The organism is Mesorhizobium sp. ES1-1, assembly GCF_020164785.1.
Classification (GTDB): domain Bacteria; phylum Pseudomonadota; class Alphaproteobacteria; order Rhizobiales; family Rhizobiaceae; genus Mesorhizobium.
The window spans coordinates 230,849-245,009 of record NZ_JAIUGX010000003.1; the positions used below are offsets into that span (position 1 = coordinate 230,849).

Annotated in this window: 16 protein-coding genes; 13 read left to right on the forward strand and 3 right to left on the reverse strand. The window is 63.3% G+C overall.

Annotated elements, in window-relative coordinates:
- Positions 1-46 precede the first annotated feature (46 nt).
- The gene (locus tag LB513_RS06400; RefSeq protein ID WP_224662625.1) at positions 47-808 is read left to right on the forward strand and encodes a DNA polymerase beta superfamily protein; all 762 of its coding nucleotides are present in this window, start codon (positions 47-49) and stop codon (positions 806-808) included.
- A complete protein-coding gene (locus tag LB513_RS06405; RefSeq protein ID WP_224662626.1) occupies positions 805-1,434 on the forward strand; it encodes a YceH family protein in 630 nt (209 codons plus the stop codon). The genes LB513_RS06400 and LB513_RS06405 overlap by 4 nt, the downstream gene beginning before the upstream one ends.
- A gap of 80 nt (positions 1,435-1,514) precedes the next feature.
- Here LB513_RS06405 and LB513_RS06410 read toward each other — a convergent pair whose 3' ends face one another.
- Positions 1,515-1,940, reverse strand: a complete 426-nt coding sequence (locus LB513_RS06410) for an OsmC family protein (RefSeq protein WP_224662627.1) — start codon at positions 1,938-1,940, stop codon at positions 1,515-1,517.
- A gap of 214 nt (positions 1,941-2,154) precedes the next feature.
- Here LB513_RS06410 and LB513_RS06415 point away from each other — a divergent pair, with 214 nt between their 5' ends.
- The 4 genes from LB513_RS06415 (at position 2,155) to LB513_RS06430 (ending at position 3,977) form a co-directional block, all read left to right on the forward strand.
- Positions 2,155-2,316, forward strand: a complete 162-nt coding sequence (locus tag LB513_RS06415) for a hypothetical protein (protein ID WP_224662628.1) — start codon at positions 2,155-2,157, stop codon at positions 2,314-2,316.
- A gap of 49 nt (positions 2,317-2,365) precedes the next feature.
- The gene (locus tag LB513_RS06420; protein WP_224662629.1) at positions 2,366-2,722 is read left to right on the forward strand and encodes a YciI family protein; all 357 of its coding nucleotides are present in this window, start codon (positions 2,366-2,368) and stop codon (positions 2,720-2,722) included.
- A gap of 72 nt (positions 2,723-2,794) precedes the next feature.
- The gene (locus LB513_RS06425) at positions 2,795-3,322 is read left to right on the forward strand and encodes a hypothetical protein (protein ID WP_224662630.1); all 528 of its coding nucleotides are present in this window, start codon (positions 2,795-2,797) and stop codon (positions 3,320-3,322) included.
- A gap of 256 nt (positions 3,323-3,578) precedes the next feature.
- Positions 3,579-3,977 (forward strand): GFA family protein, encoded by a 399-nt coding sequence (locus tag LB513_RS06430; protein ID WP_224662631.1) that lies wholly within the window; start codon positions 3,579-3,581, stop codon positions 3,975-3,977.
- Here LB513_RS06430 and LB513_RS06435 read toward each other — a convergent pair.
- Positions 3,974-5,236 carry a ubiquinone biosynthesis hydroxylase gene (locus LB513_RS06435; RefSeq protein ID WP_263481983.1) on the reverse strand — a complete coding sequence of 421 codons (1,263 nt, stop codon included), beginning with the start codon at positions 5,234-5,236 and terminating at the stop codon, positions 3,974-3,976. The two genes, LB513_RS06430 and LB513_RS06435, sit on opposite strands and share 4 nt — an antisense overlap.
- A 93-nt stretch (positions 5,237-5,329) precedes the next feature.
- On the opposite strand from LB513_RS06435, the gene tesB reads away from it, so the two are divergent.
- The 7 genes from tesB (at position 5,330) to LB513_RS06470 (ending at position 13,517) form a co-directional block, all read left to right on the forward strand.
- Positions 5,330-6,202, forward strand: a complete 873-nt coding sequence (gene tesB, locus LB513_RS06440) for an acyl-CoA thioesterase II (protein WP_224662632.1) — start codon at positions 5,330-5,332, stop codon at positions 6,200-6,202.
- A 216-nt stretch (positions 6,203-6,418) separates the two neighbouring features.
- Entirely contained in the window at positions 6,419-6,757 is a 339-nt protein-coding gene (locus LB513_RS06445; RefSeq protein WP_010912291.1) for a P-II family nitrogen regulator, read from the forward strand.
- Between the two features lie 30 nt (positions 6,758-6,787).
- A complete protein-coding gene (locus tag LB513_RS06450; protein WP_411962684.1) occupies positions 6,788-8,143 on the forward strand; it encodes an ammonium transporter in 1,356 nt (451 codons plus the stop codon).
- Between the two features lie 317 nt (positions 8,144-8,460).
- Positions 8,461-8,736 (forward strand): hypothetical protein, encoded by a 276-nt coding sequence (locus LB513_RS06455; protein ID WP_224662633.1) that lies wholly within the window; start codon positions 8,461-8,463, stop codon positions 8,734-8,736.
- 221 nt (positions 8,737-8,957) lie between these two features.
- A complete protein-coding gene (locus LB513_RS06460; protein WP_224662634.1) occupies positions 8,958-11,642 on the forward strand; it encodes a DNA translocase FtsK in 2,685 nt (894 codons plus the stop codon).
- Between the two features lie 147 nt (positions 11,643-11,789).
- Positions 11,790-12,470 carry an outer membrane lipoprotein carrier protein LolA gene (locus LB513_RS06465; RefSeq protein WP_224662892.1) on the forward strand — a complete coding sequence of 227 codons (681 nt, stop codon included), beginning with the start codon at positions 11,790-11,792 and terminating at the stop codon, positions 12,468-12,470.
- 240 nt (positions 12,471-12,710) lie between these two features.
- Positions 12,711-13,517 (forward strand): exodeoxyribonuclease III, encoded by an 807-nt coding sequence (locus tag LB513_RS06470; protein WP_224662635.1) that lies wholly within the window; start codon positions 12,711-12,713, stop codon positions 13,515-13,517.
- A 15-nt stretch (positions 13,518-13,532) separates the two neighbouring features.
- Here the strand turns inward: LB513_RS06470 and LB513_RS06475 are convergent, their stop codons facing one another.
- Positions 13,533-13,985: a Crp/Fnr family transcriptional regulator gene (locus tag LB513_RS06475; protein ID WP_224662636.1), complete on the reverse strand. Its 453-nt coding sequence runs from the start codon at positions 13,983-13,985 to the stop codon at positions 13,533-13,535.
- Between the last annotated feature and the right edge of the window lie 176 nt (positions 13,986-14,161).

Here is a 14,161-nt window from a genome sequence, read left to right on the forward strand (position 1 = left end):
GCCCCTGCCTGCTGAGTTTTCGCCTGAGGCCGTCGCGGCGATCCGAATGCGACTCGATCTGGCGCGGGCTGAAGGGGTAGCGATCCTGTTCGCCATTGAAAGCGGCAGCCGCGCCTGGGGCTTCCCTTCTCCCGACAGTGACTATGACTGGCGCTTCGTCTATGTCAGGCCTGTTGCGGATCATCTCGTGCTCGAGCAGGCGCGCGACGTCATCGAGTTTCCGATCGAAGGCGAGGTCGACGCCGGCGGATGGGATCTCCGCAAAGCCCTGCGCCTGGCGCTTGGCGGCAACGCCGTCATCGTGGAATGGGCAAAGTCGCCAATCGTCTATGAAGAAGTCGCAGGGTTTCGCGCGCGCCTTCTCGACGTGCTGGCCCAGATAGTCGATCCGGCAAAGGTGGCGCACCACTATCTCGGCCTAGCGCGCTCGCAGGTCGCCAAGATCGGCAGTCTCTCCGGTCAGGTGAAGCTCAAGAAGCTGTTCTACTTGATCCGCCCGCTCGTGGCACTGGACTGGATGGAACAGCGCGACTTCACCAGCCTGCCCCCCATGAACTTTGGGGAATGTCTCGCTCAGACCGAGATTCCGGGGCCGGCAAGCAAGGAAATACGTCACCTGATCGAGCGGAAAAGCCGGACGCGTGAGATGGGATTCGGTCTCATCCCGACTGCAATCGCGCATTATCTGGAAGCACGCTATGGCCATCACCAAATGAACCTTCCCGGCATGGTGCGCGATGAGGTTCGCCAGGCGCGCGCCAGTGCCCTTGCAACAGAGTTCTACCGCCAAGAGGCCTACCGTAAATGAGCGATGACCTTCCCGTCCTTTCCCCTGCCGAGGCGCGCGTGCTCGGCTGCCTGATCGAGAAGAAGGTACTGACGCCCGACGTCTATCCGTTGACGCTCAATAGCGCGCAGGCCGCCGCGAACCAGAAGACGGCGCGCGAGCCGGTGATGGCGCTGGAGCAGACGGAGGTGCACCGGGCCCTGAAGCTGCTCGAACAGAAGGCTCTGGTGCGGCAGATGTTCGGCTCGCGCGTGGAGCGTTACGAGCACCAGATGGCGCAGCGCTTCTCGCTGACCACGCCGCAGACCGCCTTGCTCGGTCTGCTCCTGTTGCGCGGGCCGCAGACGGCGCACGAACTTCTGGCGCGTTCCGAGCGCATGGCGCGGTTTTCGTCGATCGAGCCCCTGCGCGCCGAACTCGACATGCTGATCGGCCGCCGGCCACCGCTGATCCAGGAAATCCCGCGCGGCCCCGGCCACCGCGAGGACCGCTACGTGCATTTGTTGAGCGGAGCGGTCGACGTCGCGGCGCTGGCGGTACAGCGGAGCGTATCGGCGATGCCAGCTTCCGATCTCGAAGCAAGAGTGGAGGCGCTGGAGCAGGAGGTTGCGGCGCTGAGGGCGAAGATAGAGGCGTTGGGCGTGTAAGGAAGACGTCGGCGGGACAGCGCCCCCCTCTGTCCTGCAGGGCAGAGAGGCGCGCGAAGGATCGCTACCGGCCAGGCTAATCACCCCAACTTCGCGTCGAGCGAAACCTTGATGGCGCCGAGCGCCTTCGAGACAGGGCATTCGGCTTTGGCTTTTTCCGCCAATTCCTTGAACTTCGCCTCATCGATACCAGGCACTTTGCCGACCAGCGTGATGGCGCTACCGGTGATGCCGGTGCCTGGAACCAGCGTCACCACCGCTTTGGCGTCGAGCTCGGTTGCGGGCGTGCCGTTCTCGGCAAGGAAATGCGACAGCTGCATGGCGTAGCAGCCGGCATGGGCGGCCGCGATGAGTTCTTCGGGATTGGTGCCGGATCTGCCGCTTTCATCCTCGAAGCGTGCCTTGAACGAATAGGGCGTGCCCTTCAAGGTCCCGCTCTGGGTGTCGATTGTCCCGGTGCCCTCCTTCAAATTGCCTTTCCAGATGGCGTTTGCTGTGCGGTCCATGAAATTCTCCTTGGCTGTCGTGGCGCGTTGTCCGGGCGTAAGCCCGGTGTCCGCTCAACATAGCGCGCCCGGAGACGAACGCCACCGCGGTCTCGGACAACAAACCGTCCGATGACCGAATCCTTCGAAAAAAATGCTGAAGCGAAAATGTCGGCTCCTGCCGGGTTCGACCGTCCTGCGGGGGCCATGGTGTCGTGGCCGGATGGAGATTCACATGAACGATTTATTTTTCGCGCTTTGGAAGGGGCCGTGCCGCAAGATCGAGCGACAAGACTTCTGGCTGGACCCGGCTATGGCCGGCCTAGCCAAGCTGCTGGCCGCCCCTGTCCTCATCGGGGTCGCGGCGTGGCTTCTCGATCATGCGGCGTCGATCTAGGGCAAGGCCGGCACGGCCACCGAAGAGTCTTCAAAGGAAGGAACTGGACATGAAATATATGTGCCTGGTCTACGGCGAGGAAAAAGACCTCCACGCGCTGACAACCGAGCGGAGCGCCAAGCTCGATAGCGATTCGCTGGCCTATGACAGGACTTTGGACCGACAAGGCAAGCTGATCGTTGCCGAGGCGCTGCAATCGGTGACGTCCGCCAAGACCGTGCGACGGCGCAACGGCAAAAGGCTGGTCACGGACGGCCCCTTCGCCGAAACCAAGGAGCAATTGCTCGGCTTCGTCATGATCGAGGCCGGAGACATCGAAGAGGCGCTGGACCTTGCCGCCGGCATCCCGCTGGCCGAACTCGGCACCATCGAAGTGCGGGCGATCTACGACGTGCCGGGATCATAGGCAGGATTGTTCGCTCGCCGTTGAAGGAAGCCGAGAGTTCCCCTATCGTCGCCGGGAACTCGAGGGAATCCGATGCCGTTCTTGATTGCTGTTCTTGGCGTGCTCGGAGCGGGGGCGCTCTGGTGGTACCGGATGAAGGCCATGAACGAGGCCGCTCGTGACGTTGCCGATGTCATCGGTCGCGTCCAAGGTTCCGTGCGCCGCAAGAAGCTGCGCAAGCAGGCGGCCCTGTCGCCGCTGACGGCGATCGACGACCCGGTGGTGGCGGCGGCGACGCTCATCACGGCGCTCGTCTCCGAGGATGGACCAGTGCTGCCACAGCGCGAGGCTGTCATCCGGTCGGTGATCTCGGAAATCGCCGACAAGAAGAAGACGGAAGAGGCCGTGATCTACGCCAAATGGGCGGCCGCGCAGATCGACGACACGACGATCGTCATCGACAAATTGGCGCCGTTCCTGCGCCAGCGTCTCGACGTGTCGAAACGCAACGATCTCCTGCAGATGCTCAACCGCGCCGCCCAGGGTGGCGAGAAGCGCCTTGAGATAGCCGATCAGCGCATTTTGCGCCTGCGGCAGAAGCTCGGTTTTGAGGTCAACTAGACGTGTGGATGTGGGGAGGCCGGCCCTGCGGTCGACGTCTTTGTGCGTTTGCGCCGTTGCCGGACGAAACATTCATCAGTGGCGTTGCAGTTGAAGCTAAGGCCGGGTAGGCCAACGCCCATGTCTTTGGAGCGCGCCCGGCTTCATTCGAAGAATGGTGTCGGAATTGAGCGCCCGCTCAGCGCATTTCACGCCGCCCCCTCGCTACGACGGCTATAAGGTATCTTTCAGCTCGGTTAGGTCAAGGAGACTTTGCATGCGCGGGCATTGCTTATGTGGCGCCATTGCTTTTGAAGTCGATGGCTCGGCACAAGCCTGCGTGAGCTGTCATTGTGAAAGTTGCCGGCGGCAATGTTCCGCGCCGATGACCACCTATATTGGCGTTTTAGACAGCCAATGGCGATGGCTGGGCAAGCTGCCGAAAGTATTCAACTCTTCTCCCGGTGTGGAAAGAACGTTCTGCCGTCACTGTGGCTCGCCGCTTTCCTTCCGCTCGAAGAACATGTCCGGTGTCATGCATTTCTTTGCCGCAGCGATGGAGGAGCCGGAGAAATTTGCGCCAACGCTGCATGTCGCTTTTGAGGAGAAACTGCCTTGGTTGAAACTTGCCGACGGCCTGCCAACACGTGTCGGACCTGACTATACGAAAGACTAGATCGCTTCGCCTTTCAGCAACCTCGGCGTGTCAGCCGACAGTCCTGATGCCTGGCGGATGAAGAAATCCTTGAGGCGCGGCATTCGTTCGACCAGGCCCAGGCCGATGTCGCGGATGGTGCGCAGCGGACCGATATCGTTGGAAAACAGCCGGTTCAGCACATCCGTCGTGATGCCCATCTGAACCGTGTCGAAACGGCGCCACTGCTGGTAGCGCTCAAGCACATCGAGGGCGCCGATGTCGCGGCCGAGCCGGTCTGCCTCGACGATCACTTCGGCAAGGGCGGCGACATCCTTGAAGCCGAGATTGAGACCCTGGCCGGCGATAGGATGGATGCCGTGTGCGGCATCGCCGGCGAGCGCGATGCGCGGCGCGACGAAGGCGCGCGCGATAGTCAGGCCAAGCGGCCAGGCGCGCGGCTTGTCGGCGACGCGAATCTGCCCGAGCTTCAGGCCGAAGCGCCGTTCGAGTTCCTGCTCGAAGACGAGGTCGTCGCCTTCGACGAGCGTCTTGGCGTCTTCCGTGCGTTCGACCCAGACGATGGACGAATGGTTGGTGCCGTCCTCCGACGGCTTGAGCGGCAACGTGGCGAAGGGTCCGGGTGGCAGGAAATGCTCCTCGGCGCGGCCATTGTGCGGACGTTCATGCGCCACGGTGCAGACGATGCCGGACTGGCCGTAATCCCATTTCACCGTCTTGATGCCGGCCATCTCGCGAAGCTTCGAGTTGACGCCGTCGGCGGCGACCAGCAGCCGCGCGTTCAACTCGGCGCCATCGGCAAGGCGAATGGTGACGCCGGCGCCGCCGGTCTCGAAGCCCTGCACGGCAACGCCTTCGATGATGTCGATGCCGAGCTTCCCGGCTTTGTCCCGGAGGGCGCCGTTGAGCGCTTTGTTGGCCACCATGTGCGCGAAGGGCTCGCCCGGCGCCACCTCGCCGTCGAAGGTCAGGAAGACCGGGCGGACCGGGTCCGAACCGCGCGAATCTGTGATGATCATCTCGGTGATCGCCTGAGCCTGCGGCGCGATGTCGGCCCAGACGCCGAGCTGGTCGAGCATGCGGCAGGCGGCAGCGGCAATGGCCGATGCGCGGCCATCCTTCTGCCAGGCGCCGGGGGGCGAGGCATCGACGAGCGCGACCGCCAGGCCGGGGCGCGCCTGCTTCAGCGAGACGGCGGCTGCAAGGCCGACATAGCCGGCGCCGGCGACCAGAACGTCGAGCCCGGGCCTGGTCCTCGCATCCGTCTTGCTTTCAATCATCTTCGCTCCTTGCGCGCCGGCCGGGTCGTCCACCCTTGACGGCTCGTCCATCCTGTCGGAAACCCGCCATGCATCTTGCGATGGGATCAGAACATGACGTCGGCCATGGACGAGCTTCTCGGCATTCTCGACCTCGAGAGGCTGGAACACAATCTGTATCGTGGTCGCAGCCCCCAGGTTGAATGGCAGCGCGTGTTCGGCGGCCAGACCATCGCCCAGGCCCTGGTGGCCGCACAGCGAACGGTCGAGCCCGACCGCTACGTGCATTCGCTGCACGGCTATTTCATGCGGCCCGGCGACACCAAGGTGCCGATCGTCTACGAAGTCGACCGCATCCGGGACGGCGGCTCCTTTACCACGCGCCGCGTGCTGGCGATCCAACACGGACAGGCGATCTTTTCGCTGGAGGCCTCGTTCCAGGTCGACGAGAAGGGGCTCGAGCATCAGTTCGCTTTGCCCGAAGACGTGCCGCCGCCCGAAGGCCTGCAGACGCAGCGGCAATTGCTCGAGAAGGCCGAACGCGTACCGGAGGCGGTGCGACGCTTCTGGGCGCGGGAGCGGCCGCTGGAACTGCGCCCGGTCAACCTCCAGCACTACGAAAGCCGCGACAAGCTGCCGCCACGGCAGAATGTCTGGATCCGCCTCGCCGGGCCGGTTCCGAACGACCGGGCACTGCAATCGGTGCTGCTCGCCTATCTGTCCGACATGACACTGCTCGACACGTCGACCTTCGCGCATGGCCGCGGTCTCTTCGATCCGGATATCCAGGCGGCGAGCCTCGATCACTCCATGTGGTTCCATCGGCCGCATCCGCTCGACGGCTGGCTGCTCTACGTCCAGGACAGCCCTTCAAGCTCGGGATCGCGCGGATTCAGCCGTGGCACGCTCTATGCGCGCGACGGCACGCTGATCGCCTCAATGGCGCAGGAAGGACTGATCCGGCTGAAGCGACTGCCTACGGACTAGGCATTTTTAAAAAATTGCCTAGTTTGTGACCACGTGTCCCCCGGATGCTGTTCCGGGGTATAGGCGCCATGCGCCTCAAGCTCTTTATTTACAACAGGTTAACACCCGCTTCGGCAACTGGCACGGAGCTTGAATCCTCGTGGGCACTCTCCGGCTCTTTGGGATCGGTGAAGTCGTGCAAACGCGGGGCACCGCAACAGCAAGGGGTTAAACCTTATGAAAATCGTGATGGCAATTATCAAGCCGTTCAAGCTCGACGAGGTGCGCGAAGCGCTCACCGCCGTCGGCATTCAGGGCCTGACCGTCACCGAAGTCAAAGGCTACGGGCGTCAGAAGGGACATACGGAAATCTATCGCGGGGCGGAATACGCGGTCAGTTTCCTGCCGAAGATCAAGATCGAGGTCGCGGTCAGTGCCGATACGGTCGACAAGGCCGTTGAAGCCATCACCGCCGCCGCCAAGACCGGCCAGATCGGCGATGGCAAGATCTTCGTTTTCGGCATCGATCAGGCGGTGCGCATCCGTACCGGCGAAACAGACACCGACGCACTCTGAGCGGCGAAACGTATTCCAATGGAGAGTTCAATGAATATTCCTTCCACCTTGAAGACAACGGGACGGGCGGCCCTTTTGGGTTCGCTCACTCTCGTGGCATTGGGCACGTTCGCCGCCTTCGCGCAGGAAGCGGCTCCCGCTGCCGCCGCGGCGGCGCCGGCTGCTGCCCCCACCCCGGTGCTCGACACCGGCAACACGGCCTGGATGCTGACCTCCACGGCCTTGGTGCTGATGATGACCATTCCCGGCCTGGCGCTGTTCTATGGCGGCATGGTGCGCAAGAAGAACGTGCTCGCCACCGTCATGCAGAGCTTTGCCATCACCTGCCTGGTGACGGTGCTGTGGTTCATGTTCGGCTACTCGCTGGCCTTCTCCGACGGCGGCGGCATGAACAGCTATATCGGCGGCACCTCGAAATTCTTCCATCATGGCATCACCACCGCCTCGCTGTGGCTGCCGGGCGTCGCGAACATTCCTGAATTCGTGTTCTCGATGTTCCAGATGACCTTCGCCATCATCACCCCGGCCCTGATCGCCGGCGCCTTCGCCGAGCGCTTCAAATTCTCGGCGCTGCTGATCTTCATGGCGCTCTGGTTGCTCATCGTCTACGTGCCGGTCGCGCATTGGGTCTGGGGCGGCGGCTTCCTCGGCTCGGCTGGCGTGCTCGACTTCGCCGGCGGCACGGTCGTTCACATCAACGCCGGTGTTGCCGGTCTGATCTGCGCCCTCGTGCTCGGCAAGCGTGAAGGGTACGGCACCACCAACATGGCGCCGCACAACCTCGTCTACTCGGTGATCGGCGCCTCGCTGCTGTGGGTGGGCTGGTTCGGCTTCAACGCCGGTTCGGAACTGGCTGCGGACGGTCTTGCCGGCGCTGCCATGCTCAACACCCAGGTCGCCACCGCGGCCGCGGCGCTGGCCTGGATGTTCGCCGAATGGATCGTCGCCAAGAAGCCTTCGGTGCTCGGCATCATCTCGGGCGCTGTCGCCGGCCTCGTCGCGGTGACGCCGGCTTCCGGCTTCGTCAACCCGACCGGCGCTTTCATCGTCGGAATCGTCGCTGGCGTCGTCTGCTACATCTCGGCGGTCAAGGTGAAGCACATGTTCGGTTATGACGACTCGCTCGACGCGTTCGGCGTGCATGGCGTCGGCGGTGTCGTCGGCGCGCTCCTCACCGGGGTGCTGGCCGATCCCGCGATCAACAGCCTCTCGTCGGGAGCTTCGCTCGGCAAGCAGGTCTACGGCGTGGCGGTCACCATCGTGTGGACGGCCGTCGCAACCCTCGTGATCCTCTATGTCGTCAAGGCGCTGGTCGGCCTGCGTCCGACGACCCAGGAAGAAGTCGAAGGCCTCGACATCTCCCAGCATGGCGAAGTGGTGCCGTAAGGCCAGCGTCGCCAACGGGGCCGGCGGGACTCCTCCTCCAGCCGGCCCTGCCTCTTCCAGCAGTGCAGCCGACCATTGTCCGTCCGGATTGCTTCAAAACCATCCCGTCGTGGGCTCCCGAAAAGAGTTCACGCCTTGAGGCCCGGACCGCGTCCGGGCCTCTTTTTTGGTGCAAACGTTCTGCGTCCGCCCTGATAGACGCACTCACATTCGCGTGAAGAAGAGTTTCGAGGAAACATCCACCCGTTTCGCTCCGAACTGTGGAAGCGATCGTCGTTTTGACGGTCGTTTGCAAAACACAGGGAAGGAACTTTCTCATGAACCTCAAGACGATCTGCCTCGGGGCACTTGCTCTTTCCATGGTCGGCGGCGTCGCATTCGCCGGCGCATTGGACGAGCCGGACAATATGGCACCGTTCTTCACCGATTCCGGGATGAAAACCATGAAGCCGATGGCGGATTTCAAGACGGCGTTCATGGCGATGCCGATGGAAAAGCAGGAAGCCATGAAGAAGGAATGCAACGACGCGGCGATGAGCAAGCCGCATGCCGAATTCTGCGCCAACGTCCAGGCGCTCGGCGGCGCCAATTGATCTGCCGCAATCGGCCCATGGCCTGATTGTCTGCACGGGTGATGGCGGGCATGATGCCCGCCATTGTCGTTTTCGACCAATGCCCACCCGGCGATTATTCGCATCACGCGCCGGCATCGGGCCATGGTTAATGCAGCCTTAACCTTCCCACCGATAATCTGACGGTCGAATCCGCCGGTGTGCGTCATGCACCCGCGAGGCAATGACAGACGGGGAAGAGCATGCGTTCAGGGGCTTCAGCACCGCTCGCGCTGGCCGATACGGGGCACGGCATTCAGGCATTCGCGCGGCGTCAGGCCGGGCGGCTGGTTGGCGCCGGCTTGTTCGTGCTGGCCGCTTTCGGGGTGGCCAGCCTCGCCACCTGGAATGTCGCCGATCCGAGTTTTTCGCACGCGACGAGCAACCTCGTCACCAATGCCATGGGCTATCCCGGCGCGGTTTTCTCCGACCTCGCCATGCAGTTCTTCGGGCTTGCGGCCGTGGCCGCTCTGGTCCCAACGGTGGTCTGGGGCTTCCTGCTGTTCACCGCGCGTGGGGTCGACAAGCTGCCGAGGCGCGGGCTGTCCTGGTTCGGCTTTGCTTTGCTGGCAGCGGCGATGACGGGCTGCGTGGTGCCGCCAAAGACCTGGCCGCTGCCCACCGGTCTCGGCGGCGTCTTCGGCGACATGGTATTGAAAATTCCCGGTGTGATCATCGGCGGCTATCCGACCGGCCTGATCGCCAGCATCATCGCCATCGTGCTCGCCGTGCCAGCGCTATGGCTCTTTGCCCATGGCTCGGCCCTGATCGGACGCAAGAACGGCTTTGCCATTCAGGAGGACGAACCGGCGGCCGAGCCGCGCGAGGACGACCTCCTGTTCGACAATGACGAGGACGAGGGCGACGAGGGCATACTGGCGCTGGGCGCCATCACCCATTGGTGGCTGTCGCTGCGCGCCTGGATGCATCGCCGCGCCGTGCGCCGCGAGCAGGAGCGCGATGCGCTCGAACCCGTGATGGAGCAGCGCTCCACCGCCTGGCGGCGCGCCGCCGAACGGGTCGAATCCGCCGAGTTCGCCGAGCAGCGAATGAGCCCGGACGGCCGCGCGCGCGTCGAGCCCGAATTCTTCGCCGCCATGGTCAACGATCGCGGCGCTTCGCTCGATCCTGACGATGCCGATGTCTTCGAGGCCGACGGCTTTGAAGCCGATGACGGCATGGAGTTCGAGCCGGAGGATGAGCCGGTCACCCAGCGTCGCGCGCCGCCGGCCGCCAAGGTGCAGCCGTTCCGCTCCGACGCCGCCACCCGCGTCGAGGCGCCGGCTCCCCGGCCCGCTCCGGGCGCCCGCGTCCAGCGCGAGGCGCAGACCTCGTTGATCGGCTCTGAAAAATTCGAGATGCCGTCGCTGCATTTCCTGTCCGAACCAAAGAACGTGGTGCGTGACGCCAGCCTGTCCAAGGACGCGCTGGAGCAGAACGCTCGCCTGCTCGAAGGCGTGCTGGAAGATTTCGGCGTCAAAGGCGAGATCATCGCCGTGCGCCCCGGTCCGGTAGTGACCCTCTACGAACTCGAACCGGCGCCCGGCATCAAGTCGTCGCGGGTCATCGGCCTGTCCGACGACATCGCCCGCTCGATGAGCGCCATCGCCTGCCGCGTCGCGGTGGTGCCGGGGCGCAACGCCATCGGCATCGAACTGCCAAATGCCAAGCGCGAGACCGTCTACCTGCGGGAGATCCTGGCCAGCCGCGATTTCGAGACGACCAAGGCCAAGCTGGCGCTGGCGCTGGGCAAGACCATCAATGGCGAGGCAGTCATCGTCGACATCGCCAAGATGCCCCACGTGCTGGTCGCCGGCACCACCGGCTCGGGCAAGTCGGTTGCCATCAACACCATGATCCTGTCGCTGCTCTACCGGCTGAAGCCGGAGGAATGCCGGCTGATCATGATCGATCCGAAGATGCTGGAGCTCTCCGTCTATGACGGCATTCCGCATCTGCTTACGCCGGTGGTCACCGATCCGAAGAAGGCGGTGGTGGCGCTTAAATGGACCGTGCGCGAGATGGAAGACCGCTACCGCAAGATGTCGAAGGTCGGCGTGCGCAACATCGACGGCTTCAATGCAAGGGTCACACAGGCCGACAAGAAGGGCGAGAAGATCTCGCGAACCGTGCAGACCGGCTTCGACCGGCAGACCGGCGAGGCGATCTACGAGACCGAGAGCCTCGACCTCGAGCCGATGCCCTATATCGTCGTCATCATCGACGAGATGGCCGATCTGATGATGGTCGCCGGCAAGGATATCGAAGGCGCGGTGCAGCGCCTGGCGCAGATGGCGCGTGCGGCCGGCATCCATGTCATCATGGCGACGCAGCGGCCGTCGGTCGACGTCATCACCGGCACCATCAAGGCCAATTTCCCGACCCGCATCTCCTTCCAGGTGACGTCGAAGATCGACAGCCGCACCATCCTGGGCGAGCAGGGCGCCGAACAGCTGCTGGGCATGGGCGACATGCTCTACATGGCCGGCGGCGGCCGCATCCAGCGCGTGCACGGCCCGTTCGTCGCGGACGAAGAGGTCGAAAAGATCGTCGCGCACCTGAAGCTGCAAGGCGTGCCGGAATATCTCGACGCCATCACCGAGGATGATGGCGACGAGGACGACGACGCGCCAAGCGGCAAGGGCGGTTCCGGTGGCGGTGGTGGCAACAGCAATTTCGAAGATTCCGACGATCCCTACGACCAGGCTGTGTCCGTGGTGCTGCGCGACGGCAAGGCATCGACCAGCTATATTCAGCGGCGGCTGGGGATCGGCTACAACCGCGCCGCCTCCATCATCGAGAAGATGGAGAAGGAAGGCATCGTCGGCCCCGCCAACCATGCCGGCAAGCGTGAAATCCTGGTGCCGACCGAAGACGACAAGTTCTGACGGGGCCTGTGCGTCGAGGAGGTCTTTGCTCGGAAACCTTGACCCTTCGGGAGCGTTAAGCGACAGCGCGTGACGAACCGCCAAATTTCAGCCCAACTGGGGGTTCAGGTACTGCGACAGATCGAGGATCAGACGAGAGTGACCGACATGAACAACGATGCTTCAGCGCCCAGCGATTTCGCTCTCAGCCGGCGCCGTCTGCTTGGCTTCGGCCTGGCCTTCGCGGGCGCGGCCGCTTTCAACCTGGTGCCTGGATTCCAGTTGCTGGCCTCGGCGCAGGCTTCCGTGCCGGCGAGCGCCCAGAAGATCGCGGACCATTTTTCTTCGGTCAAATCGATGAGCGGCGAATTCGTCCAGTTCGGCCCCAAGGGCGAGCAGTCCGGTGGCAAGTTCTTCCTCGAACGGCCGGGCAAGATCCGCTTCAATTATGACGGAGCCTCGAACTTCAAGGTGATCTCCGACGGCAAGTCGGTGGTCATCCTGAACAAGAAGCTCAATACGTCCGACCTCTATCCGCTGTCGAAGACGCCCCTGAAACTGCTGCTCGACGACAGGATCGATCTCTCCGGTGGCCGCGTCAAAAGCGTCAAGCAGGAAGACGACCTCACCACCATCCAGCTTGCCGACAAATCCGTGTTCGGCAACTCGAAGATCACCATGATGTTCGACCCCAAATCCTCCGAGCTGCGCCAGTGGACGATCACCGATGCGCAGGGCAAGGACACGACCGTGATGATCTTCAATGTGAAGGAAGGCGTCAGCTTTGCCGCCGACACGTTCGCGATCGACTACACGGCCAATCGCGAGGTCAACACCAAGACGCGATAGATTCAGGCAAGGCCGCCCGCAGGGATGGTTCTTCGCTCCGCAGGTCCTGCTGCGCAGGAGCAGGACTGACCTCAAATCCCTTCAGCAACTCCGGCCGGTTCTCGCGAACCGGCATTTTCGACCCGGCCTGACATGAAGACCCAACTGCCTGCGGGGCAAGAGGAAGCAGCCCGCGCATGCCGGCTTGTCTTTGCGGCGCGCGGCTGGCAGTAGTTCGGGACCCTCTTTCCGGACCCCCGAATGCCCTTTTCCGTCGCCACCTGGAACATCAACTCCGTTCGCCTGCGCATGCCGATCGTCGAACGCCTGCTGCTTGAGTGCGCCCCGGATGTGCTGTGCCTGCAGGAGACCAAGGTCCCCGACGAGCTGTTTCCCGAGCAGGCGTTCCGCGCGCTCGGCTACGAGCACATCGCCTTCCATGGTCAGAAGGGCTATCATGGCGTGGCGACCGTAGCGCGGCGGCCGATCGAACTGGTCGAGAAGCGCCGCTTCTGCGGCATAGAGGACAGCCGCCATTTGTCGGTGACCGTGCGAGCCGGCGGCAAGACGATCCTTCTGCATAATTTCTATGTGCCGGCCGGCGGCGACGAACCCGACCCTGAGATCAACAGGAAGTTCAGACACAAGCTCGATTTCGTCGCCGAAATGAACGCCATCCGCGCCGAGCATGACGAGGTGTCAGCCTCGGTGCTGGTCGGCGACCTCAACGTGGCGCCGCTCGAGCACGATGTCTGGTCGCACAAGCAGTTGCTCAACGTGGTCAGCCACACCCCGGCCGAGACGGAAAGTTTCGAGGCGATGCGCCTTGCCGGCGACTGGGTCGACCTGATGCGGCTCAACGTGCCCTATGAGCAGAAGCTCTACACTTGGTGGAGCTACCGCGCGCGGGACTGGGAAGAATCCAATCGCGGCCGCCGGCTCGACCATGTCTGGTCCTCGCCCAATCTGGTGCCCGCCTTTGCCGGCTACGAGATCCTGCGGACGGCGCGCAACTGGGAGCGGCCGTCGGACCATGTGCCTGTCATCGCCCGGTTCGATCTGGAGTAGGGTCCTAGCCCCTCCTCAGCTGAAGCGGGGCGCCAGTTCCTCGATCCGGCGGATCATCGCCTGGAATTCCTCGGAAATACGCTGATGCAATTTCACCGCGACTTCAGGATATTCCTCGAGGATGCGGCGAAACATCTTGCGGCTGAGCCGGATGACTTCGGAATCGATCTCGGCGGACGCACTGGTCAGCCGGTTGCTGTCTGCGATCAGTGCCAGTTCGCTCAGGATGGCTCCGGGGCCGGCCGTGCCGATTGGCACGCGCTCGCCATTCTGCTCGCGATAGAGGACGATGCGCCCGCTGACCACGACATAGGCCGAATCGGCTTCGTCATCCTCTCGGTAGAGCTTGTGATTGGCCCGCAGCATGGTGTTTTCGGCGCCGAAGGCGAGCAGGCGCAATTGTTCCTGCGTGAAGCCCTCGAAGAGCCTCACGGCGGACAGGATGCGGATATCGTCATCCAGCGCCATCTAGCTATGTCCCCGAACCGACAGTCCGACTCCTCCTTTGGAGCGCCCGCGCGTCCCCTGAACGCGCAAAGCCACTCCGCCACTTTGAGCGTACGCATCATGCCTCCCAAGATCGCTTCCGATCTCGAGCGATGCGTAGCGGGTCCGATCCAAACCGCCCTGGTATCGGGACCGTA

Excerpts from the sequence above, each read along its gene's own strand:
- LB513_RS06465 (WP_224662892.1), top strand. The coding sequence starts at position 11,790 with ATGAACAACGATGCTTCAGCGCCCAGCGATTTCGCTCTCAGCCGGCGC.
- LB513_RS06405 (WP_224662626.1), top strand. The coding sequence starts at position 805 with ATGAGCGATGACCTTCCCGTCCTTTCCCCTGCCGAGGCGCGCGTGCTC.
- LB513_RS06430 (WP_224662631.1), top strand. The coding sequence starts at position 3,579 with ATGCGCGGGCATTGCTTATGTGGCGCCATTGCTTTTGAAGTCGATGGC.
- LB513_RS06460 (WP_224662634.1), top strand. The coding sequence starts at position 8,958 with ATGCGTTCAGGGGCTTCAGCACCGCTCGCGCTGGCCGATACGGGGCAC.
- LB513_RS06435 (WP_263481983.1), bottom strand. The coding sequence starts at position 5,236 with ATGATTGAAAGCAAGACGGATGCGAGGACCAGGCCCGGGCTCGACGTT.
- LB513_RS06425 (WP_224662630.1), top strand. The coding sequence starts at position 2,795 with ATGCCGTTCTTGATTGCTGTTCTTGGCGTGCTCGGAGCGGGGGCGCTC.
- LB513_RS06450 (WP_411962684.1), top strand. The coding sequence starts at position 6,788 with ATGAATATTCCTTCCACCTTGAAGACAACGGGACGGGCGGCCCTTTTG.
- LB513_RS06420 (WP_224662629.1), top strand. The coding sequence starts at position 2,366 with ATGAAATATATGTGCCTGGTCTACGGCGAGGAAAAAGACCTCCACGCG.
- tesB (WP_224662632.1), top strand. The coding sequence starts at position 5,330 with ATGACGTCGGCCATGGACGAGCTTCTCGGCATTCTCGACCTCGAGAGG.
- LB513_RS06470 (WP_224662635.1), top strand. The coding sequence starts at position 12,711 with ATGCCCTTTTCCGTCGCCACCTGGAACATCAACTCCGTTCGCCTGCGC.
- LB513_RS06445 (WP_010912291.1), top strand. The coding sequence starts at position 6,419 with ATGAAAATCGTGATGGCAATTATCAAGCCGTTCAAGCTCGACGAGGTG.
- LB513_RS06455 (WP_224662633.1), top strand. The coding sequence starts at position 8,461 with ATGAACCTCAAGACGATCTGCCTCGGGGCACTTGCTCTTTCCATGGTC.
- LB513_RS06400 (WP_224662625.1), top strand. The coding sequence starts at position 47 with ATGCGACTCGATCTGGCGCGGGCTGAAGGGGTAGCGATCCTGTTCGCC.
- LB513_RS06415 (WP_224662628.1), top strand. The coding sequence starts at position 2,155 with ATGAACGATTTATTTTTCGCGCTTTGGAAGGGGCCGTGCCGCAAGATC.
- LB513_RS06475 (WP_224662636.1), bottom strand. The coding sequence starts at position 13,985 with ATGGCGCTGGATGACGATATCCGCATCCTGTCCGCCGTGAGGCTCTTC.
- LB513_RS06410 (WP_224662627.1), bottom strand. The coding sequence starts at position 1,940 with ATGGACCGCACAGCAAACGCCATCTGGAAAGGCAATTTGAAGGAGGGC.